General features: G+C 57.7%; 30 protein-coding genes. All 30 read right to left on the bottom strand.

The genetic code is table 11. The annotated features are described in order from the left end of the window. Positions 1 to 64: 64 nt before the first annotated feature. On the bottom strand, positions 65 to 532 hold the full coding sequence (gene rplQ / locus ACWHTU_RS06820) for a 50S ribosomal protein L17 (RefSeq protein ID WP_447862669.1): 468 nt from the start codon (positions 530 to 532) through the stop codon (positions 65 to 67). A 15-nt stretch (positions 533 to 547) separates the two neighbouring features. After that, positions 548 to 1,552, bottom strand: a complete 1,005-nt coding sequence (locus ACWHTU_RS06815) for a DNA-directed RNA polymerase subunit alpha (RefSeq protein WP_447862667.1) — start codon at positions 1,550 to 1,552, stop codon at positions 548 to 550. Positions 1,553 to 1,632: 80 nt separating this feature from the next. Next, entirely contained in the window at positions 1,633 to 2,259 is a 627-nt protein-coding gene (gene rpsD / locus ACWHTU_RS06810) for a 30S ribosomal protein S4 (protein ID WP_447862666.1), read from the bottom strand. 94 nt (positions 2,260 to 2,353) lie between these two features. Then, complete coding sequence (gene rpsK, locus ACWHTU_RS06805) at positions 2,354 to 2,737, bottom strand: 30S ribosomal protein S11 (protein WP_447862665.1); 384 nt, start codon at positions 2,735 to 2,737, stop codon at positions 2,354 to 2,356. Between the two features lie 31 nt (positions 2,738 to 2,768). After that, entirely contained in the window at positions 2,769 to 3,158 is a 390-nt protein-coding gene (rpsM, locus tag ACWHTU_RS06800; RefSeq protein ID WP_447862663.1) for a 30S ribosomal protein S13, read from the bottom strand. Between the two features lie 80 nt (positions 3,159 to 3,238). After that, entirely contained in the window at positions 3,239 to 3,352 is a 114-nt protein-coding gene (rpmJ, locus tag ACWHTU_RS06795) for a 50S ribosomal protein L36 (protein ID WP_289268191.1), read from the bottom strand. 66 nt (positions 3,353 to 3,418) lie between these two features. Continuing rightward, complete coding sequence (gene infA / locus ACWHTU_RS06790) at positions 3,419 to 3,637, bottom strand: translation initiation factor IF-1 (protein WP_447862661.1); 219 nt, start codon at positions 3,635 to 3,637, stop codon at positions 3,419 to 3,421. Positions 3,638 to 3,663: 26 nt separating this feature from the next. After that, complete coding sequence (map, locus tag ACWHTU_RS06785; protein WP_447862659.1) at positions 3,664 to 4,413, bottom strand: type I methionyl aminopeptidase; 750 nt, start codon at positions 4,411 to 4,413, stop codon at positions 3,664 to 3,666. After that, a complete protein-coding gene (locus ACWHTU_RS06780) occupies positions 4,410 to 5,066 on the bottom strand; it encodes an adenylate kinase (protein ID WP_447862657.1) in 657 nt (218 codons plus the stop codon). The genes map and ACWHTU_RS06780 overlap by 4 nt, the downstream gene beginning before the upstream one ends. Before the next feature lie 9 nt (positions 5,067 to 5,075). Beyond that, positions 5,076 to 6,389, bottom strand: coding sequence for a preprotein translocase subunit SecY (secY, locus tag ACWHTU_RS06775; RefSeq protein WP_447862656.1), 1,314 nt, complete (start codon positions 6,387 to 6,389; stop codon positions 5,076 to 5,078). Continuing rightward, on the bottom strand, positions 6,382 to 6,831 hold the full coding sequence (gene rplO, locus ACWHTU_RS06770; RefSeq protein WP_447862654.1) for a 50S ribosomal protein L15: 450 nt from the start codon (positions 6,829 to 6,831) through the stop codon (positions 6,382 to 6,384). Before rplO ends, secY begins: the two co-directional genes overlap by 8 nt. Continuing rightward, on the bottom strand, positions 6,828 to 7,037 hold the full coding sequence (gene rpmD / locus ACWHTU_RS06765; protein ID WP_447862652.1) for a 50S ribosomal protein L30: 210 nt from the start codon (positions 7,035 to 7,037) through the stop codon (positions 6,828 to 6,830). The genes rplO and rpmD overlap by 4 nt, the downstream gene beginning before the upstream one ends. Beyond that, entirely contained in the window at positions 7,034 to 7,546 is a 513-nt protein-coding gene (gene rpsE / locus ACWHTU_RS06760; RefSeq protein WP_447862650.1) for a 30S ribosomal protein S5, read from the bottom strand. Before rpsE ends, rpmD begins: the two co-directional genes overlap by 4 nt. 26 nt (positions 7,547 to 7,572) lie before the next feature. After that, entirely contained in the window at positions 7,573 to 7,938 is a 366-nt protein-coding gene (gene rplR / locus ACWHTU_RS06755) for a 50S ribosomal protein L18 (RefSeq protein ID WP_447862648.1), read from the bottom strand. Positions 7,939 to 7,946: 8 nt separating this feature from the next. Next, positions 7,947 to 8,483 (bottom strand): 50S ribosomal protein L6, encoded by a 537-nt coding sequence (rplF, locus tag ACWHTU_RS06750; RefSeq protein ID WP_447862647.1) that lies wholly within the window; start codon positions 8,481 to 8,483, stop codon positions 7,947 to 7,949. Between the two features lie 32 nt (positions 8,484 to 8,515). Further along, complete coding sequence (gene rpsH, locus ACWHTU_RS06745) at positions 8,516 to 8,911, bottom strand: 30S ribosomal protein S8 (protein WP_447862646.1); 396 nt, start codon at positions 8,909 to 8,911, stop codon at positions 8,516 to 8,518. Positions 8,912 to 9,015: 104 nt separating this feature from the next. Beyond that, positions 9,016 to 9,201 (bottom strand): type Z 30S ribosomal protein S14, encoded by a 186-nt coding sequence (locus tag ACWHTU_RS06740; protein ID WP_447862644.1) that lies wholly within the window; start codon positions 9,199 to 9,201, stop codon positions 9,016 to 9,018. 42 nt (positions 9,202 to 9,243) lie between these two features. Further along, on the bottom strand, positions 9,244 to 9,900 hold the full coding sequence (gene rplE / locus ACWHTU_RS06735) for a 50S ribosomal protein L5 (RefSeq protein ID WP_447862642.1): 657 nt from the start codon (positions 9,898 to 9,900) through the stop codon (positions 9,244 to 9,246). Between the two features lie 20 nt (positions 9,901 to 9,920). Continuing rightward, complete coding sequence (rplX, locus tag ACWHTU_RS06730; RefSeq protein ID WP_447862640.1) at positions 9,921 to 10,241, bottom strand: 50S ribosomal protein L24; 321 nt, start codon at positions 10,239 to 10,241, stop codon at positions 9,921 to 9,923. A gap of 30 nt (positions 10,242 to 10,271) precedes the next feature. After that, entirely contained in the window at positions 10,272 to 10,640 is a 369-nt protein-coding gene (gene rplN / locus ACWHTU_RS06725; RefSeq protein WP_447863323.1) for a 50S ribosomal protein L14, read from the bottom strand. 85 nt (positions 10,641 to 10,725) lie between these two features. Beyond that, positions 10,726 to 10,995 (bottom strand): 30S ribosomal protein S17, encoded by a 270-nt coding sequence (gene rpsQ, locus ACWHTU_RS06720; RefSeq protein ID WP_447862638.1) that lies wholly within the window; start codon positions 10,993 to 10,995, stop codon positions 10,726 to 10,728. A gap of 6 nt (positions 10,996 to 11,001) precedes the next feature. Continuing rightward, positions 11,002 to 11,232, bottom strand: a complete 231-nt coding sequence (rpmC, locus tag ACWHTU_RS06715) for a 50S ribosomal protein L29 (RefSeq protein ID WP_447863322.1) — start codon at positions 11,230 to 11,232, stop codon at positions 11,002 to 11,004. 18 nt (positions 11,233 to 11,250) lie between these two features. Continuing rightward, positions 11,251 to 11,664: a 50S ribosomal protein L16 gene (gene rplP / locus ACWHTU_RS06710; protein ID WP_447862637.1), complete on the bottom strand. Its 414-nt coding sequence runs from the start codon at positions 11,662 to 11,664 to the stop codon at positions 11,251 to 11,253. Positions 11,665 to 11,727: 63 nt separating this feature from the next. Continuing rightward, positions 11,728 to 12,396: a 30S ribosomal protein S3 gene (gene rpsC, locus ACWHTU_RS06705; protein WP_447862636.1), complete on the bottom strand. Its 669-nt coding sequence runs from the start codon at positions 12,394 to 12,396 to the stop codon at positions 11,728 to 11,730. Positions 12,397 to 12,450: 54 nt separating this feature from the next. Further along, a complete protein-coding gene (gene rplV, locus ACWHTU_RS06700) occupies positions 12,451 to 12,804 on the bottom strand; it encodes a 50S ribosomal protein L22 (protein ID WP_447862635.1) in 354 nt (117 codons plus the stop codon). 90 nt (positions 12,805 to 12,894) lie between these two features. Continuing rightward, positions 12,895 to 13,182 (bottom strand): 30S ribosomal protein S19, encoded by a 288-nt coding sequence (gene rpsS, locus ACWHTU_RS06695; RefSeq protein ID WP_447862633.1) that lies wholly within the window; start codon positions 13,180 to 13,182, stop codon positions 12,895 to 12,897. Positions 13,183 to 13,210: 28 nt separating this feature from the next. Next, a complete protein-coding gene (gene rplB, locus ACWHTU_RS06690) occupies positions 13,211 to 14,035 on the bottom strand; it encodes a 50S ribosomal protein L2 (RefSeq protein ID WP_447862631.1) in 825 nt (274 codons plus the stop codon). Between the two features lie 31 nt (positions 14,036 to 14,066). After that, the gene (locus ACWHTU_RS06685) at positions 14,067 to 14,360 is read right to left on the bottom strand and encodes a 50S ribosomal protein L23 (protein WP_447862629.1); all 294 of its coding nucleotides are present in this window, start codon (positions 14,358 to 14,360) and stop codon (positions 14,067 to 14,069) included. Next, positions 14,357 to 14,980, bottom strand: a complete 624-nt coding sequence (rplD, locus tag ACWHTU_RS06680) for a 50S ribosomal protein L4 (protein ID WP_447862628.1) — start codon at positions 14,978 to 14,980, stop codon at positions 14,357 to 14,359. The genes ACWHTU_RS06685 and rplD overlap by 4 nt, the downstream gene beginning before the upstream one ends. A gap of 3 nt (positions 14,981 to 14,983) precedes the next feature. Beyond that, a complete protein-coding gene (gene rplC / locus ACWHTU_RS06675) occupies positions 14,984 to 15,604 on the bottom strand; it encodes a 50S ribosomal protein L3 (protein WP_447862626.1) in 621 nt (206 codons plus the stop codon). Positions 15,605 to 15,619 lie beyond the last annotated feature (15 nt).

Raw genomic sequence — 15,619 nt, 5'->3', positions numbered from 1 at the left:
AGAAGAGTAACGCGGGGGAGACAAGACGTGGGGGACAGCTTCAACACCACCACCCAAACCTTGCTTAAGCAGAAGAGCTGTCAGACATTTCCGGCGTCGATTGTTTGGATGCCCCTCCCTTCTTTTGATCTCCGGCCTTCCCGGATGCGGGCGGCTTGGCCTGGTCGGAAACACCCGCTCTGGAGACTAACTCGATCGCAACCATCTCGGCCGCGTCGCCGACGCGACGACGCGTCTTGATGATGCGCGTATATCCGCCCGGACGATCGCGAAACCGCAACGCGACATCGTCGAATAATTTCGAGACCACGGCTTTGTTTCGGAGAAACCCGAGCGCACGCCGCCTGGCGGGTAACGTCCCTTCTTTTCCCAGCGTGATCATCCGCTCGGCGAACCCGCGCACCTCTTTGGCCTTGGCCTCCGTCGTTTCAATGCGCTCTTGATCGAGCAGCGACGTCACCAGACTCCGAAACAGCGCCCATCGATGCTTGGTCTTGCGGCCGAGTTGCCTCCCTTTTTTCCTGTGACGCACGGCAGCTCCCCTCGTTTATGAATCGGATTTGGGATTCCCATCGCCGGACGGCAACCCATCCAACTTCATGCCCAGACTCAAGCCCATGCCCGCTAGAACTTCCTTGATCTCGTTGAGCGATTTCTTGCCAAAGTTCTTGGTCTTGAGCATCTCGACCTCGGTTTTCTGGACGAGATCGGCGATGGTTTTGATGTTCGCGTTCTTGAGACAGTTGGCGGCCCGGACCGACAGCTCCAACTCGTTGACGCTCCGGAACAGGTTCTTGTTGATTTCGTGCGTTCGCTCGTCCTTAGCCGCTTCCGGCTTGGCTTCCGCCCGCTCCTCCGGATTGATGAAGATATCCAGATGATCGCGCAGAATGCTCGCGGCCGTAGAGAGCGCATCCTGCGGCGTAATCGTGCCGTCCGTCCAAATTTCCAACGTCAACTTGTCATAATCAGTCACACGACCGACCCTGGCGTTTTCCACGTGGAAGTTCACCCGCTTGATGGGTGAGAAGATGGAGTCCACCGCAATGACGCCGATAGGCAACCCCTCCTCTTTATTCCGCTCCGCTGGCACATAGCCACGCCCGTGCTTGACAACCATCTCCATGTCGAGCGTGGCATCTTTGTCCAGCGTGGCGATGTGCAGATCCGGCGTGAGAATGGTGATGTCGCCGTCGTGAACGATGTCCGAACCTTTCGCCTCACCGGGTCCCTTCTTTTTGAGGCGAATCGTTTTCGGCTTGTCGGAGTGGAGAGCCAGCCGGAGACTCTTCACATTGAGAATGATCGACGTGACATCCTCCGTCACACCCGGAATCGTCGAAAATTCGTGCAGGACCCCCTCGATCCGGACAGTGGTCACGGCGGCGCCGGTCAAGGACGACAGCAGTACCCGTCGGAGCGAGTTGCCGATAGTCGTCCCAAATCCTCTCTCGAAAGCCTCCGCCGTGAATCTGCCGTACGTCGGGGAGAGAGTTTCTTTGTCGACCTCGACCCGCATCGGGATCTGAAAGTCCTTCATCGCCTTGATCATGATTCCCCCTTCACTTCATCCATTGGACCAGAAAGCCAGTCGTCCGGAAGCCGGTCGTTGATTCCAGCAGAATCGAGGTCCTATCTGGAATACAACTCCACGACCATCTGCTCATTGACGGGAAGTCCGATCTGCTCCTTTGTCGGCAGCGCTCGAACTGTCCCTTTGAAGGCAACCCGATCCAGTTCCAACCACTCGGGGATCCCCCGCCCGTCCACAGCTTCCAGGGCGGCCAACACCGATACCAGGCTCCGGCTTTTGGGCCGGATCTCGACGACGTCCCCGACTTTCACAATCGCCCCCGGGATATTCGTTCTCCGGCCGTTCAGAAGCACATGGCCGTGATTCACTAGTTGACGTGCTTCTTTCCTCGAGGAGCCGAACCCCAGACGATACACCACGTTGTCGAGCCGGCATTCGAGCAAACGCAGCAAAGACTCGCCGGTGACCCCCGCTTGTCGCTCGGCTCTTTCGAACATCCCCCGGAATTGTCGTTCCTGCAAGCCATAAATCCGTCTCAATTTCTGTTTTTCTCTCAACTGAAGGCTGTAATCCGAAATCCGCGGACGTCCCTGGCCATGCTGACCCGGCGGATAACTCCGCCGCTCGATCGCGCATTTCTCCGTCATACAACGGGAGCCCTTTAGAAAGAGCTTTTCCCCTTCACGGCGACACAGCCGACAAACCGGACCACGGTACTTCGCCATTGTTCTTCCTCGTGAATCGGAATTCGTTACACGCTCGATCGAAAGATCCGTTTCTTTACGATCACCGCCAACGTTTAACGGTTAACCTCGCTCTTTACACTCGTCGACGCTTCGGCGGGCGACAGCCGTTATGGGGGATGGGCGTCACGTCGCGGATCAGATTGATCCTCAAACCGGCGGCTTGGAGCGACCGGATCGCCGATTCCCGTCCAGCGCCCGGCCCATTCACATAGACGTCGACCTGGCGCATACCGTACTCCATCGCTTTCCTGGCGGCGGCCTCTCCAGCCCGCTGCGCGGCGAAGGGCGTACTCTTCCGCGAACCCTTGAATCCCTGATTGCCGGCGCTCGCCCAGACCACCGTATTTCCGCTCATGTCGGTGATGGTCACTATGGTGTTGTTGAAGGAGGCCTGCACATGCGCCACCCCGCTCTGGACGATTTTTCGTTCTTTTTTCCTGCCCTTCTTCACACTCATGGGATGTCCTTTTCGCGATCAGCTTATATTCTTAGCTGCCCGGTACTCCCGCCGGTTTACGCGCCTTCCCGATTGACGCCCGGCGCCCCTTTCTGGTCCGCGCATTGGTTCTTGTCCGTTGTCCCCGTACCGGCAAACCCTTACGATGCCGCAAGCCCCGGTAGGTCCCCGTGTCGATCAGCCGTTTGATATTCATTGACACTTCCTTCCTCAGGTCCCCCTCGACTCGATAATCCCGCTCGATGATTTCCCGCAACTTGATGATTTGGTCCTCACTGAGGTTTTTGACCCGAATCGAGCCGTCCACCCCCGCCTTTTTCAAGATTTGCTGGGCCGAGGACCGACCGATTCCATAGATATAGGTCAGCCCCACATCGATTCTCTTCTCCCGCGGCAAATCAACTCCCGCTATCCGAGCCATGCGCCCTCCAACCCGCTAAACGTGACACGTTAATCGCGAAACAGGCAGCGACCCGTCTCACGTTTAACGGTTCACGGCTTCTACCCCTGCCGCTGTTTGTGGCGCGGATTCTCGCACAACACCCGCACCACCCCCCGGCGACGGACTACTTTGCATTTCGAACAGATTGGCTTGACGGACGACTTCACTTTCATGGTATGGACCCCGCTCCCCGTTCAAGACCCCGAAGTCTCTGCGCCTGCGACCGCCGTGTCGTCCCCTCATTTGAAGCGGTACGTGATTCTTCCCCTCGTCAAGTCATAGGGCGACAATTCGACGGTCACCCTGTCGCCCGGCAGAATGCGAATGAAATGCATGCGCATCTTACCGGAAATATGAGCCAAGATCTTGTGGCCGTTATCGAGTTGGACCCGGAACATAGCGTTCGGCAATGTTTCCACCACCGTTCCCTGGACTTCAATAACTCCTTCTTTCGGCACGAAGACAGATCTCTCCTTTTTTTCCGCTACAACTTTGTCAGGATTCGAGCCGGGCCGCTGGGCTGAATCGCGATCGTGTGCTCAAAGTGCGCGGACAGGCTGCCGTCTTTGGTTACCGCTGTCCACTGATCGTCCAGGATCCGGACTGCACTTCCGCCCATATTCACCATCGGTTCAATGGCCAGAACCATTCCGTATTGAAGCCGAGGGCCCTGCCCCGGTTTGCCGTAATTCGGCACCTGCGGTTCCTCGTGGAGTTGGCGCCCGATCCCGTGCCCCACGAAATCGGTCACAACGGAGTATCCCGCAGCCTCCACGTGACGCTGAATCGCATGCGAGATATCAGACAGCCGATTGCCGACGACCGCTTGTTCGATGCCGAGATACAATGCTTCTTCGGTCACCTTCATGAGCCTCGCCGCTTCAGGAGAAACTGCTCCAACGGCTACCGTCATCGCAGCATCTCCATAGAATCCGTCAACGATGACCCCCAAGTCGAGCCCGACGATGTCCCCTTCTTTTAACGGGCGTTTGGACGGAATGCCGTGCACGACCTGTTCGTTCACGGATGTGCAGAGTGTCTTCGGATAGTTCCGGTAACCCTTGAAAGCCGGCCGTCCGCCCCGCGCGATGATGAACTCTTCTGCAAACCGGTCAAGCTGTTCGGTCGTGACCCCGGGACGGATTTCCTTTTTTAAGGCTTCCAGGGTTTCCGCAACCAACTTCGACGCCTGCGCCATAATCTCGATCTCTTCAGGCGTCTTCAAGATAATCATGTCAACCCAAACCCTGCAAGCAGTGCCGTCAACCGTTCATGAACCGACTCCACTGAACCCGATCCATCCAGATTCGACAAAAGTCGCCTCTGATCATAATACGCGATCAAGGGCGCTGTTTGCTCCTCGTACACCCTCAGGCGGGCTTCGATCGTTTCCTTTCGGTCATCGTTCCTCTGAATCAACTGCTCGCCGCATCGGTCGCACAGTCCGGGCTTCCGCGGAGGGGCAAAATCCACATGGAACACGGCCTGACACCTCGGACAGCTCCGTCGACCGCTTAGCCGCTTGAGAATTTCTTCGTGCGGCACCTGAAAATTAATCACACGGTCGAGACGGGTTCCAGCAGCTTTCAGGATCTTGGCCAACTCTTCCGCTTGGGGCACCGTCCTGGGGAAGCCGTCCAGAATGAATCCATTCGCGCAATCCGGTTCAGCCAGCCTCTCGCGCACCATCCCGATCACGACGGTATCGGGAACCAGCTCACCGGCGTCCATAGCGCTCTTTGCGGCCAATCCCAATGGCGTTTTGTTCTTGACCGCCTCCCGAAGCAGGTCGCCAGTGGAGACCTTCGGCCGGTGAAACCTGGCCGCCACCCGATCAGCTTGCGTGCCCTTGCCCACCCCCGGAGCGCCAAGAAAGACCAGCCGCATGGCGTGCGTTCACCCGCTTCGCCCTCTGAGACGCCCCTTGGCCAAAAACCCCTCATAGTTACGCATGAGCATGTGGGACTCGATCTGTTGCGCGGTATCCAGTCCTACCCCGATCACAATGAGCAAGGAAGTTCCGCCGAAATAGAACGGCACGTTCAACTTATAGATAAGGAACTCGGGAATCACGCACACCGTCGCCAAATAGATCGAGCCCGCGAACGTAATACGGGTCAGCACCTTGTAGATATAGTCGGAAGTCCGCTGCCCAGGCCGAATACCGGGAATGAACCCTCCGTACTTCTTCATATTGTCAGCCATGTCGACTGGGTTCAGCACGACGGCGGTGTAGAAAAAACAAAAGAAAATGATCAAGCCGACATACAGGACCGTGTAGAGCAGCGAACCCGGAGCCAGCTGCGTCCCCAACGATTTGATCCACGGCGTTTCGAAAAACCCGGCGATCGTCGCAGGAAAGGCGATGATCGACGACGCAAAGATTGGTGGAATGACCCCGGCCGTGTTAATTTTGAGCGGGATATGGGTGCTTTGTCCCCCATAGACCCGGCGCCCGATCACCCGCTTGGCGTACTGCACTGGAATCTTCCGGCGCCCGCTTTCCAAAAACACGATAGCCGCGACGACGGCCAGCATAATGACCGCCAGAGCGACCAACAACATGAGGCTCAACTGGCCCACCTTGTACAGATCGAACGTCTGCGCCACCGCACTGGGAAGGCGAGCCACAATACCCGCGAAAATGATTAACGAGATGCCGTTCCCGATCCCCCGTTCGGTGATTTGTTCGCCCAGCCACATTAGAAATCCGGTTCCGGCCGTAAGCGTGATCACCGTCATCAACCGGAACCCCCAGCCGGGATTCAACACAAATGCGCCTTGATTCATCCCCTCGAGGCCGATCGCAATTCCAAATCCCTGGATCATTGCGATCCCAACCGTGCCGAATCTGGTGTATTGTATGATCTTTTTTCGTCCCCGTTCGCCCTCCTTGGCCAGTTTGGACAGTTGAGGAATCACCACTGTCAGAAGCTGGAGAATGATCGATGCGCTGATGTAGGGCATAATGCCCAGCGCAAAGATCGTCAGCCGGGACAGCGCCCCTCCCGAAAAAATGTCCAAGAATCCCAGCAGCGAACCGCCTTTTTCGACCAGAAACTTCGCCAGTTCATCGTTGTTGATACCAGGCGTGGGGATATGCGCACCCACCCGGTACACGATGAGCATCCCGAGCGTGAAAAGGATCCGGATGCGCAGTTCGGGAATCTTGAAGATATTCTGAAAACTGGTCAGGAGTCGCTCAAACACCGCGGATGACCTCGGCTCTCCCCCCAGCCGCTTGAATCTTTGCCTCTGCGGATTTGCTGAACTTATGAGCCCGCACGACCATGGGGCGCCCGACATCGCCGAGCCCGAGGATCTTGACCGGCAGATGTTTGCGTTTGATCAGTCCGGCGTCGGTCAGCACTTCCGGAGTGATAGGATCGACCGCGCCGAGACCCGCCAGCGCTTTTAAATTCACGATGGCGTATTCCTGTCGGAACGGATTGGTGAACCCATACTTGGGCAATCGGCGGACCAATGGCATTTGCCCACCTTCAAATCCGGGACGTTTGCCCCCTCCGGATCGCGCCAACAACCCCTTGTGGCCCTTCGTCGCGGTCTTACCGTGACCCGACCCCGGTCCCCGACCGACCCGCTTTCGACGTTTTTTCGCTCCGCGAGGCGGAGTCAGCTCGTGCAGCTTCATTGCGGACGTACTTCCAATAAATATCCGACCTTCTGAATCATCCCCCGCACCTGTGGGGTGTCGGGATGTTGAACGGACTGACGCACTCGACGAAGCCCCAACCCCTGCAGCACTAAGCGGTGGCGCCAGGGCGTACCGATCGGACTCCGCTTCAACGTGATCGTCAATCCTCGGCCTGAGGCGTTGGCTTGTTTGGAGGCGCTCATGCCACACTCAACCGCTGCTCAATGTCGGAAGACGAAGATCGGCGAAGGCGCAACACCTGTTCCGGATCCCGCAGTTGCTGTAGGCCGTTGAGGGTTGCGCGAACAGTGTTGAACGGGTTCCCGCGGCCGAGTGTCTTTGCAATCACATTGCGAGCACCGACGAGTTCCACCACCGCCCGAACGGCCCCTCCCGCAATGATGCCGGTGCCCTCGGCGGCGGGCTTGAGCAATACATGCTCTCCGCCAAATAAGCCGTGGACTTCGTGTGGAATGGTCCCGTCCTTCAGCGGTACCTGCACGAGATGTTTTTTGGCCTGCTCGACAGCCTTCGATATCGCGACAGGTACTTCGGCGGCTTTGCCTTTTCCGACGCCGACCCAGCCCTGACCGTCCCCGACGACCACGAGTGCGCAAAAGTTGAAACGCTTGCCGCCCTTGACCACCTTGGCCACGCGGTTGATGAACACTACCTTATCTTTGAGGCTCAGATCTTCAGGATTGACCCGCACGAACGCCCTTTCCTCCCTCACGAAGGTTAAAACTGTAACCCACCCTCTCTGGACGCTTCCGCCAAGGCTTTGATCCGGCCGTGATAGAGCCGACCTCCCCGGTCAAAGACGACTGCGTGGACCTTCGCCGCCTTGGCCCGCTCGGCAAGCAGCTTACCCACGGCCTTGGCCGCCGCGATCGTCCCTCCTGACTTCAACGACGCTCTCAATGCGGGATCGAGACTCGACGCAGAGACGATCGTATGACCTCTGAGATCGTCGATGATCTGAGCGTAAATGTGCGACTTGCTCCGAAACACGTTCAGCCGGGGTCGCTCGGGGGTGCCGAACACCCGTTTGCGCACCCGCCGCTTCCGGCGCTCTAATTGCCGTTTCTTCTCCAGAACACTCATTGCCGTCTTTACTTCCCGGTCTTGCCTTCTTTCTTGCGGAGCACTTCACCAGCGTAACGAATGCCCTTTTGCTTATACACATCGGGAGGCTTGATGGCACGGATGTTTGCCGCAACCTGCCCGACCTTGCGTTTATCCGTTCCTCGAACCGTGATCACCGTCTGCTTGTCGACCTTCACCTCGATTCCGGGAGGAATAGAAAATGTCACAGGGTCGACATAGCCGACGCTAAGCAACAGCGACTGCCCCTGGACCTGGGCCTTGTAGCCCACCCCGGTGATCTCCAACGACCGCTCGTAGCCCTTGGTGACACCAGCAATCATGTTGTTCAGTTCGGCCCGAACCAAGCCATGGAGCGCCCTGATCTTCCGGTCATCGCTTGAACGGCTGACGACCACCTGGCCGTCAGTGACCGACACGCCGATGCCCGAAGCCACGGACCACTCCAATTTCCCGAGCGGCCCTTTCACCGACACCAGCCCGTCATGGACCTGCACCTCGACACCCGGGGGAATCGCAATCGGCTTTCGTCCTATCCGTGACATAACTCAGATCTGCACCGTTTCCGCCCAGGGAGTTACCATACGGAGCACAAGACCTCTCCCCCGAGACCGGCCCGCCTGGACTGCTGGTCGGTCATCAAACCCTTGGAAGTCGAAAGGATGGATACCCCGATACCGTTGCGGACCTTGGGGATGCCCTGTTTCCCAACATAGACTCGCCGACCCGGCTTGCTGATCCGCTTCGTGCCGGTGATCATGGGCTGGTCTTCCCCGATGTACCGCAACTGCACGCGCAGGGACCGATGACCATCCACTGTCTCCTCCTCGAAGCCGTGAATAAACCCTTCCGCCTGAAGGATCTTCAAGATTTCCCGCTTTAACCGTGACGCAGGAACAGACACCGTTTCATGTCGCCGCCGCGCGGCGTTTTGGATCCTGACCAAAAGATCAGCGATGGGATCGGTCACCATACCGTCACGCTCCGATAACACGAATGTCGAACGACGAGTTCTGGCTTATAAATTCCTCGTCCGACCAATTCAATTTCAACACTCTCGATTCGGCGTCAGGTCGCCTACCAACTCGCTTTCCGTACGCCGGGGATTTCTCCACGCAGGCTTCTGAAGCGGAAACAAATCCTGCACATTTGAAAGCGACGCAAAAAACCTCTTACCCGTCCGCAAAGCGGACAACGGTTGTACGCTCTGGCGGAGAATTTGGGCTTCGCCGCCGCTTTCAATCTCAACGCTTTTCGAGCCATCTTTGACTCCCATCTTATCGCTCACAAGTCACGCGCGGCGTTTCATGCTCTGAACGGCATCCCCAGGTGACGCAGCAGGGCCTTGCCTTCATCATTGGTTCGGGCTGTTGTTACGATCGTGATGTCCATGCCATGGATGGACATCACGTCATCGTATTTGATCTCGGGGAAAATCAACTGTTCCTTCAGCCCCAGCGTATAATTGCCGCGCCCGTCGAACGATTTCGGAGACACGCCCCGGAAATCCCTGATGCGGGGCAGCGCCAAGCTCACAAGTCGGTCGAAAAACTCATACATGCGCCGGCTCCGCAAGGTCACCTTTGCGCCGATGGGCATCCCCTGGCGGAGCTTGAACCCCGCGATCGACTTTTTGGCCCGCGTGATGACGGGCTTTTGTCCCGAGATCACCGCCAACTCATTGGCGGCACTCTCCAGTAACTTGACATTTTGAATCGCCTCTCCCATCCCGACGTTCAACACAATCCGCTCCAACCGGGGCACCTGCATCGGATTCTTGTAGCCGAATTCCTTCATCAAGGCGGGCACCACCTGATTCCGATACATCTCCCTGAGCCGTGGCTCAAATTTCGACTCGCTCTCCGACTCACCGGATGGCGTTTCGACTGGAACGGCTTCCTTCTTTCCCGGAGCCCTGCGTTCCGTCGTCTTTCCACCGCGACCTTTTTCGACCTTTGCCATCCTGCATATCCCTCGATAATTTACTCGATCAGTTCCTTCGACTTCTTGCTGAACCTGGCACGGCGACCGTCTTCCAGGACCCTCACACCCAGTCTCGTCGGTTTATGCGTCACAGGACACAGATACATGACGTTGGAGATGGCCATCGGGGCTTCTTTCTCGATGATCCCGCCCTGTCGAACCTTCGGATTGGGTTTGGTGTGCCGCTTGATGATGTTCAGCTTTTCGACGACGACCTTGCCGGCGACCGGATCGACGGACAGGACTTTTCCGGTCTTGCCACGCTCACGCCCCGCGATAACCATTACGAGATCTCCTTTGCGGATTCTGGATTTTTTCATCGCGTACACGGCCGTTCCTCTCGCTCGCGCTCAGAGCACTTCTGGCGCGAGCGAAATGATCTTCATAAATTTCTTCCACCGCAGCTCACGCGCGACCGGGCCAAAAATGCGCGTACCGATTGGTTCACCCTGGGCGTTGATCAACACGCAGGCGTTGCGATCAAACTTGATATAGGATCCGTCTTCTCGGCGGACTTCCTTGGTGGTTCGCACAATGACGGCGCGGCTCACGTCGCCTTTCTTCACGCTGGCCTGGGGAATGGCCTCTTTTACCGTGACCACGACCACATCGCCGAGCGAACCGTATCGCCGCTTCGACCCGCCGAGCACGTGAAAACACATCACCTGCTTGGCACCCGAGTTGTCCGCTACATCCATGTAGGTGTAATTCTGAACCATGATGATTTCGCGATTTCGCAATTCGACGATCGTTTCACGACCGGGTCAATTGACCCGGTCGACAAACCACCGCCTCGACCCTGCTTTACGTCTCCGGCTGCCCCTTTTCCATGATCTGCACAACCCGGAAATGTTTATGTCGGCTGATGGGTCTAGTCTCGATCAGTTTGACCCGATCGCCGATCTTACATATGTTGTTTTCGTCGTGGGCCTTGAGCTTCGTCACACGACGAATCACTTTCTTATAGACAGGATGCACCACGGACCGTTCGACTGCCACGACAACGGTTTTCTGCATTTTGTTGCTGATAACGTTTCCAAACCATTCGCGGCGTTTCTTGGTGCGCTCTCCCATGATCTCCTATCCTCTAGCTCCTCTGGCCTGAGTCGACGCATCGGACTCTTTGGCGGACAATTCGCGCAGCACGGTTTTGACACGAGCGATATCCCGTTTGGTCTTCCGAATCTGCATGGGATTCTCGATGCGCCCCGTACCGAGCTGCAATCTGAGATTGAACAGCTCCTGTTTGAGCTGTTTTTCCTTCTCCACTAACTCGGGAACCGTCAACTGCCTGAGCTCCTTCACGTCCATCATCGCGGCTCTTTTACGCTAGAACTGCCCGCGCGTCACGAACTTGGTCGCGATAGGCAGCTTGTGCGCGGCTAATCGCAAGGCCTCCTGCGCCACTTCCAGCGTCACACCGTCCATCTCGTACAGGATGCGGCCGGGCTTGACCACAGCCACCCAGAACTCAGGATTGCCCTTGCCCTTCCCCATGCGGGTTTCCGCCGGTTTTTTCGTGATCGGTTTGTCGGGAAAGATTCTGGTCCATACCTGGCCACCGCGCTTCACATGTCGCGTAATGGCGATGCGGGCGGCCTCGATTTGCCGACTCGTGATCCATCCTGGCTCGAGCGCCTTGAGGCCAAATTCTCCGAGGGTGATCTGCCCTCCGCGGTAAGCCTTCCCCCGCATCCGGCCTTTCTGCATTTTTCTGAATTTAACCTTCTTCGGTGCTAGCACACAGTCCCCTCAGCCCTGACTGATTTTCCGTCGACCTGAGTTCGGGCGGGCGATTCGCACGAATCACGCAAGGCGCCGCTCGATCCCACCGCCTCCCTTCTGTTGAGAGGGAAGCAATTCACCCTTATAAATCCAGGTCTTCACGCCGATCTGCCCCATCGTGGTACGGGCCTCCGCAAACCCATAATCGATTTCCGCCCTCAGCGTGTGAAGAGGAACCCGCCCTTCTCGATACCACTCTGTCCGCGCGATTTCCGCCCCGCCCAACCGACCGGCGACCATAATCTTGATCCCCTGAGCCCCGAGTCGAAGGGCGGACTGCACGCTTCGCTTCATCGCCCGGCGGAACGCCACTCGCTTTTCCAATTGCATCGCGATGTTTTCGCTGACAAGTTGCGCGTCCAGTTCGGGCTTCTTGATTTCCTTGACCGTGATGTAAACCTGTCCTCCGTATTGTTTTTCCAAGGCAGCTTTGAGCTTATCGATCTCTGCCCCCTTTCGACCGATAATGATTCCCGGTCTGGCCGTGTGAATGATGACTCGCGTTTGATCCCCCGAGCGCTCAATCTCCACTTTCGACACGCCGGCGTGGTAGAGCTTTTCCTTGACCATCTGGCGGATCTTGATGTCCTGGTGAAGAAGCTTGGCGAACTCTTTTCCCGCATACCAACGGGAACTCCACGTGTAGTTGTACCCCAGCCGATATCCTACCGGGTGTGTTTTCTGCCCCATATGGTCCGCGTGCCCCTCCCGTGTCGAGTAAACGACCTCTGGTCAGCCTGCCTGCTATTTCGTCCGGCCACCCGCCGATGCAGCCACCACGATAGTGATGTGGCTCGTCCGTTTATGTACCGCGTTGGCCCGCCCCATGGACCGGGCCCTGAACCGTTTATAGATAGGCCCCCCGTCGACATAGGCCCTGGAGACCCACATCGCCTCGCGGTCCCCCAGTTCCTTCTGCTCCGCATTCGCGACAGCCGAACGCAGAACCTTTTCCACTACTCTCGCGGCGGCGCGCGGAGTGTGCTTTAGGAGGGCGAGCGCTTTCGGAACTTGCTGTCCGCGAATCAAATCGACGACCACCCGTGCTTTGCGGGGTGGAACCCGCACAAATCTCAGAATTGCCCTCGCCTCTGCCATCCCCCGCCTCGCTACACGTCTTTCGCTAACCGCAAGGAACTAGCTCTCACACTTCGCACGCGTAACGGTTCACGATAAGCGCACACCGTCTCATTTCAGCGGAACAGCTTTCTCAGTTTTCGCCGCTCCGTGTCCTTTAAAGAACCGGGTCGGAGCGAATTCTCCCAACTTATGGCCGACCATGTTCTCCGTCACGAACACCGGAATGAATTTCTTGCCGTTGTGCACGGCGAACGTGTGGCCGATCATCTCCGGGATCACTGTAGAACGTCGCGACCATGTCTTGATAATCTTGCGCTCCCTGGTCTGGTTCATCTGCTCCACCTTCTTGAGCAGGTGGGCGTCCACGAAGGCCCCTTTGCTCACCGATCTGGGCATCGCGTGCTCCTAACAACAAATTACTAAATTACTTTCGCCTGACGATGATGAATTTGTCTGTCGCCTTGTTCCGACGCGTCTTGTAACCCTTCGTCGGCAATCCCCACGGGGACACCGGATGGGGGTTACCTTGACCGGATTTTCCTTCTCCGCCTCCGTGAGGATGGTCGACGGGATTCATGACCACGCCACGGACGTGCGGCCGGCGCCCTCGCCATCGCGATCGCCCTGCTTTGCCCACCGACACGTTTTCGTGATCGAGATTGCCCACCTGCCCGACCGTTGCCATGCAGGTCGCGAGTATCCGCCTCATTTCCCCCGATTTCAACCGGACCTGGACATACTCGCCATCACGACCCATCACCTGGGCGAACCCCCCAGCGCTCCGAATCAACTGCCCGCCCTTGCCGGGCTTGAGTTCGATGTTGTGGATCGTCGTCCCCAGCGGCATGTTCCCCAAGGGAAGCGCGTTGCCGGGCCTGACTTCCGCCGACGGTCCGGATTGGACTGTATCGCCTACACTGAGACCGACCGGCGCGAGAATGTACCGCTTTTCTCCGTCCGCATAGTGGAGCAACGCGATCCGGGCGGAGCGATTGGGGTCATATTCGATCGCCGCAACTTTGGCGGGGACTCCCACCTTGTCGCGCTTGAAATCGATTACGCGGTAGAGGCGCTTGTGCCCCCCGCCCCGAAAGCGAACCGTCATGTGCCCGTCGGTGTTTCGCCCTCCGGTGCGGTGATGGAACATCGTGAGCGCCTTTTCCGGTCGCTTCTTCGTCAACCCCTCGTCCGACAGCGCCGTCATCCCTCGTCGCCCCGGCGTCGTCGGCCTATATGCTTTGAGTGCCATGTATGCGCCTGCTTCTTTCTGCGCAACCGGATTACGCGCTTTCGTAGAGCTCCAGCTTTTCGCCTTGCTTCAGCTTCACGAACGCTTTCTTCCAGTCGGGGCGTTTCCCAATGAACCGCCCCAAGCGTTTGGTTTTTCCGCGGACATTCAGCACATTGACCCGCTCAACCTTGACTTTCAGCAGCGCTTCCACCGCCCGTTTGATCTGAATCCGGTTGGCATCACGCCGGACGAGAAACCCTACGGTGTTTTCTCGCTCGCGCATCGAGGTGATCTTTTCCGTCAACAACGGTTGAACCAGGACATCGTGGAGCGCCGTTTTCATGACCAGGCCTCCTTCACGCGAGCTAGTTCGCGCTCCGGAATCAGAATGGCGTCATAGCGCAGAACATCATACACATTCAGCTCTTCAGGTCGAACGAGTTTCACAGCGGGTAGATTCCTTGCCGCCCTGGCAAGATCATGATGGCTTTCTCCGGCCACAATGAGCGTGCTGGACAGCAATCCCAGTCCGGCCAACACCTTGGCCAGCAGTTTCGTTTTAGGTTCCGCGAGCACAAAATCGGATACCACCGTCACGCCCCCGTCCGAGAGTCTCGCCGAGAGAGCGCTCTGCAGCGCAGCGCGGTACTTCCTCTTCGGCATCGCCACCGCATAGCTGCGCGGTTTGGGACCGAACACCGTCCCGCCATGCCGCCAGAGCGGAGACCGGATCGACCCCGCACGAGCCCGCCCTGTGTGCTTCTGCTTCCAGGGTTTTTTCCCGGACCCGCTCACCTCGCCCCGTCGCAGCGTCGACGCCGTACCTTGGCGCTCGCACGCCAACTGCATGACCACCGCTTCATGCACCAAGGCGTATTGCGGCTTGCACCCGAACACTTCTTCCGGCAGCACGACAGTGCCGACCTTCCGCTTATTGAGATCCACGACGTCGACGGTCGGCATGACCTACCCCTTTTTGGACTTCCGCACGACGACCAGGCCGTTGTCCGCCCCGGGAACCGCTCCTCGCACGAACAGAAGGTTTTCCTCGGGGCGCGCCTCGACGACTTTCAACCGTTGAACAGTGACCCGCTCCGAGCCCATATGACCGGGCAGCGTTTTGTTTTTCCACACCCGCGAAGGGAACGAGCTGCTACCGATCGACCCCGGAGCCCGGTGGAACATCGATCCGTGTGACTCTGGCCCCCCTCGATAGTGATGACGCTTCACGACCCCCTGGTACCCCTTGCCCTTGGAGATCCCCTCGACATCGACCCATTCTCCCTTTTTGAATAGATCGACCCTGATTGTCTGCCCGATCGTCACATCCCCGAGCTTTTTAAATTCACGCAGCCATCGACTGGGCGGAGCTTGATGCTTCTTCAGATGACCCAACTCGGCTTTGGATAGTTTCCGCTCTTTAATTTCACCGAACGCCACCTGTACGGCTTCGTACCCATCGCGTTCGCGCGTCTTGACCGCGACGACCCGACAAGGACCCGCCTCGATCACGGTGACCGGCGTCAGGACACTTCCGTCATAGATCTGAGTCATCCCCAGCTTCTTGCCTAAGAGCCCGTTAATCATGGCAAGACAACTCCC

It is taken from the genome of Nitrospira calida (assembly GCF_976986435.1).
The sequence above is the reverse complement of the archived record's forward strand: the minus strand, read 5'-3'. Positions and strand labels throughout refer to the sequence as shown.

Excerpts from the sequence above, each read along its gene's own strand:
- rpsQ (WP_447862638.1), bottom strand. The coding sequence starts at position 10,995 with ATGGGAGAGCGCACCAAGAAACGCCGCGAATGGTTTGGAAACGTTATC.
- ACWHTU_RS06815 (WP_447862667.1), bottom strand. The coding sequence starts at position 1,552 with ATGATCAAGGCGATGAAGGACTTTCAGATCCCGATGCGGGTCGAGGTC.
- rpsM (WP_447862663.1), bottom strand. The coding sequence starts at position 3,158 with ATGGCTCGGATAGCGGGAGTTGATTTGCCGCGGGAGAAGAGAATCGAT.
- rpsD (WP_447862666.1), bottom strand. The coding sequence starts at position 2,259 with ATGGCGAAGTACCGTGGTCCGGTTTGTCGGCTGTGTCGCCGTGAAGGG.
- ACWHTU_RS06685 (WP_447862629.1), bottom strand. The coding sequence starts at position 14,360 with ATGAAAACGGCGCTCCACGATGTCCTGGTTCAACCGTTGTTGACGGAA.
- rpsS (WP_447862633.1), bottom strand. The coding sequence starts at position 13,182 with ATGCCCAGATCGGTGAGCAAAGGGGCCTTCGTGGACGCCCACCTGCTC.
- map (WP_447862659.1), bottom strand. The coding sequence starts at position 4,413 with ATGATTATCTTGAAGACGCCTGAAGAGATCGAGATTATGGCGCAGGCG.
- rpmC (WP_447863322.1), bottom strand. The coding sequence starts at position 11,232 with ATGGACGTGAAGGAGCTCAGGCAGTTGACGGTTCCCGAGTTAGTGGAG.
- ACWHTU_RS06780 (WP_447862657.1), bottom strand. The coding sequence starts at position 5,066 with ATGCGGCTGGTCTTTCTTGGCGCTCCGGGGGTGGGCAAGGGCACGCAA.
- rplX (WP_447862640.1), bottom strand. The coding sequence starts at position 10,241 with ATGAAAAAATCCAGAATCCGCAAAGGAGATCTCGTAATGGTTATCGCG.
- rpmJ (WP_289268191.1), bottom strand. The coding sequence starts at position 3,352 with ATGAAAGTGAAGTCGTCCGTCAAGCCAATCTGTTCGAAATGCAAAGTA.
- rpsK (WP_447862665.1), bottom strand. The coding sequence starts at position 2,737 with ATGAGTGTGAAGAAGGGCAGGAAAAAAGAACGAAAAATCGTCCAGAGC.
- rpsC (WP_447862636.1), bottom strand. The coding sequence starts at position 12,396 with ATGGGGCAGAAAACACACCCGGTAGGATATCGGCTGGGGTACAACTAC.
- rplB (WP_447862631.1), bottom strand. The coding sequence starts at position 14,035 with ATGGCACTCAAAGCATATAGGCCGACGACGCCGGGGCGACGAGGGATG.
- rplN (WP_447863323.1), bottom strand. The coding sequence starts at position 10,640 with ATGGTTCAGAATTACACCTACATGGATGTAGCGGACAACTCGGGTGCC.
- rplF (WP_447862647.1), bottom strand. The coding sequence starts at position 8,483 with ATGTCACGGATAGGACGAAAGCCGATTGCGATTCCCCCGGGTGTCGAG.
- rplO (WP_447862654.1), bottom strand. The coding sequence starts at position 6,831 with ATGAAGCTGCACGAGCTGACTCCGCCTCGCGGAGCGAAAAAACGTCGA.
- rplR (WP_447862648.1), bottom strand. The coding sequence starts at position 7,938 with ATGAGTGTTCTGGAGAAGAAACGGCAATTAGAGCGCCGGAAGCGGCGG.
- rplD (WP_447862628.1), bottom strand. The coding sequence starts at position 14,980 with ATGCCGACCGTCGACGTCGTGGATCTCAATAAGCGGAAGGTCGGCACT.
- rpmD (WP_447862652.1), bottom strand. The coding sequence starts at position 7,037 with ATGAGCGCCTCCAAACAAGCCAACGCCTCAGGCCGAGGATTGACGATC.
- ACWHTU_RS06740 (WP_447862644.1), bottom strand. The coding sequence starts at position 9,201 with ATGGCTCGAAAAGCGTTGAGATTGAAAGCGGCGGCGAAGCCCAAATTC.
- rplV (WP_447862635.1), bottom strand. The coding sequence starts at position 12,804 with ATGGCAGAGGCGAGGGCAATTCTGAGATTTGTGCGGGTTCCACCCCGC.
- rplC (WP_447862626.1), bottom strand. The coding sequence starts at position 15,604 with ATGATTAACGGGCTCTTAGGCAAGAAGCTGGGGATGACTCAGATCTAT.
- rplE (WP_447862642.1), bottom strand. The coding sequence starts at position 9,900 with ATGGCAAAGGTCGAAAAAGGTCGCGGTGGAAAGACGACGGAACGCAGG.
- rpsH (WP_447862646.1), bottom strand. The coding sequence starts at position 8,911 with ATGGTGACCGATCCCATCGCTGATCTTTTGGTCAGGATCCAAAACGCC.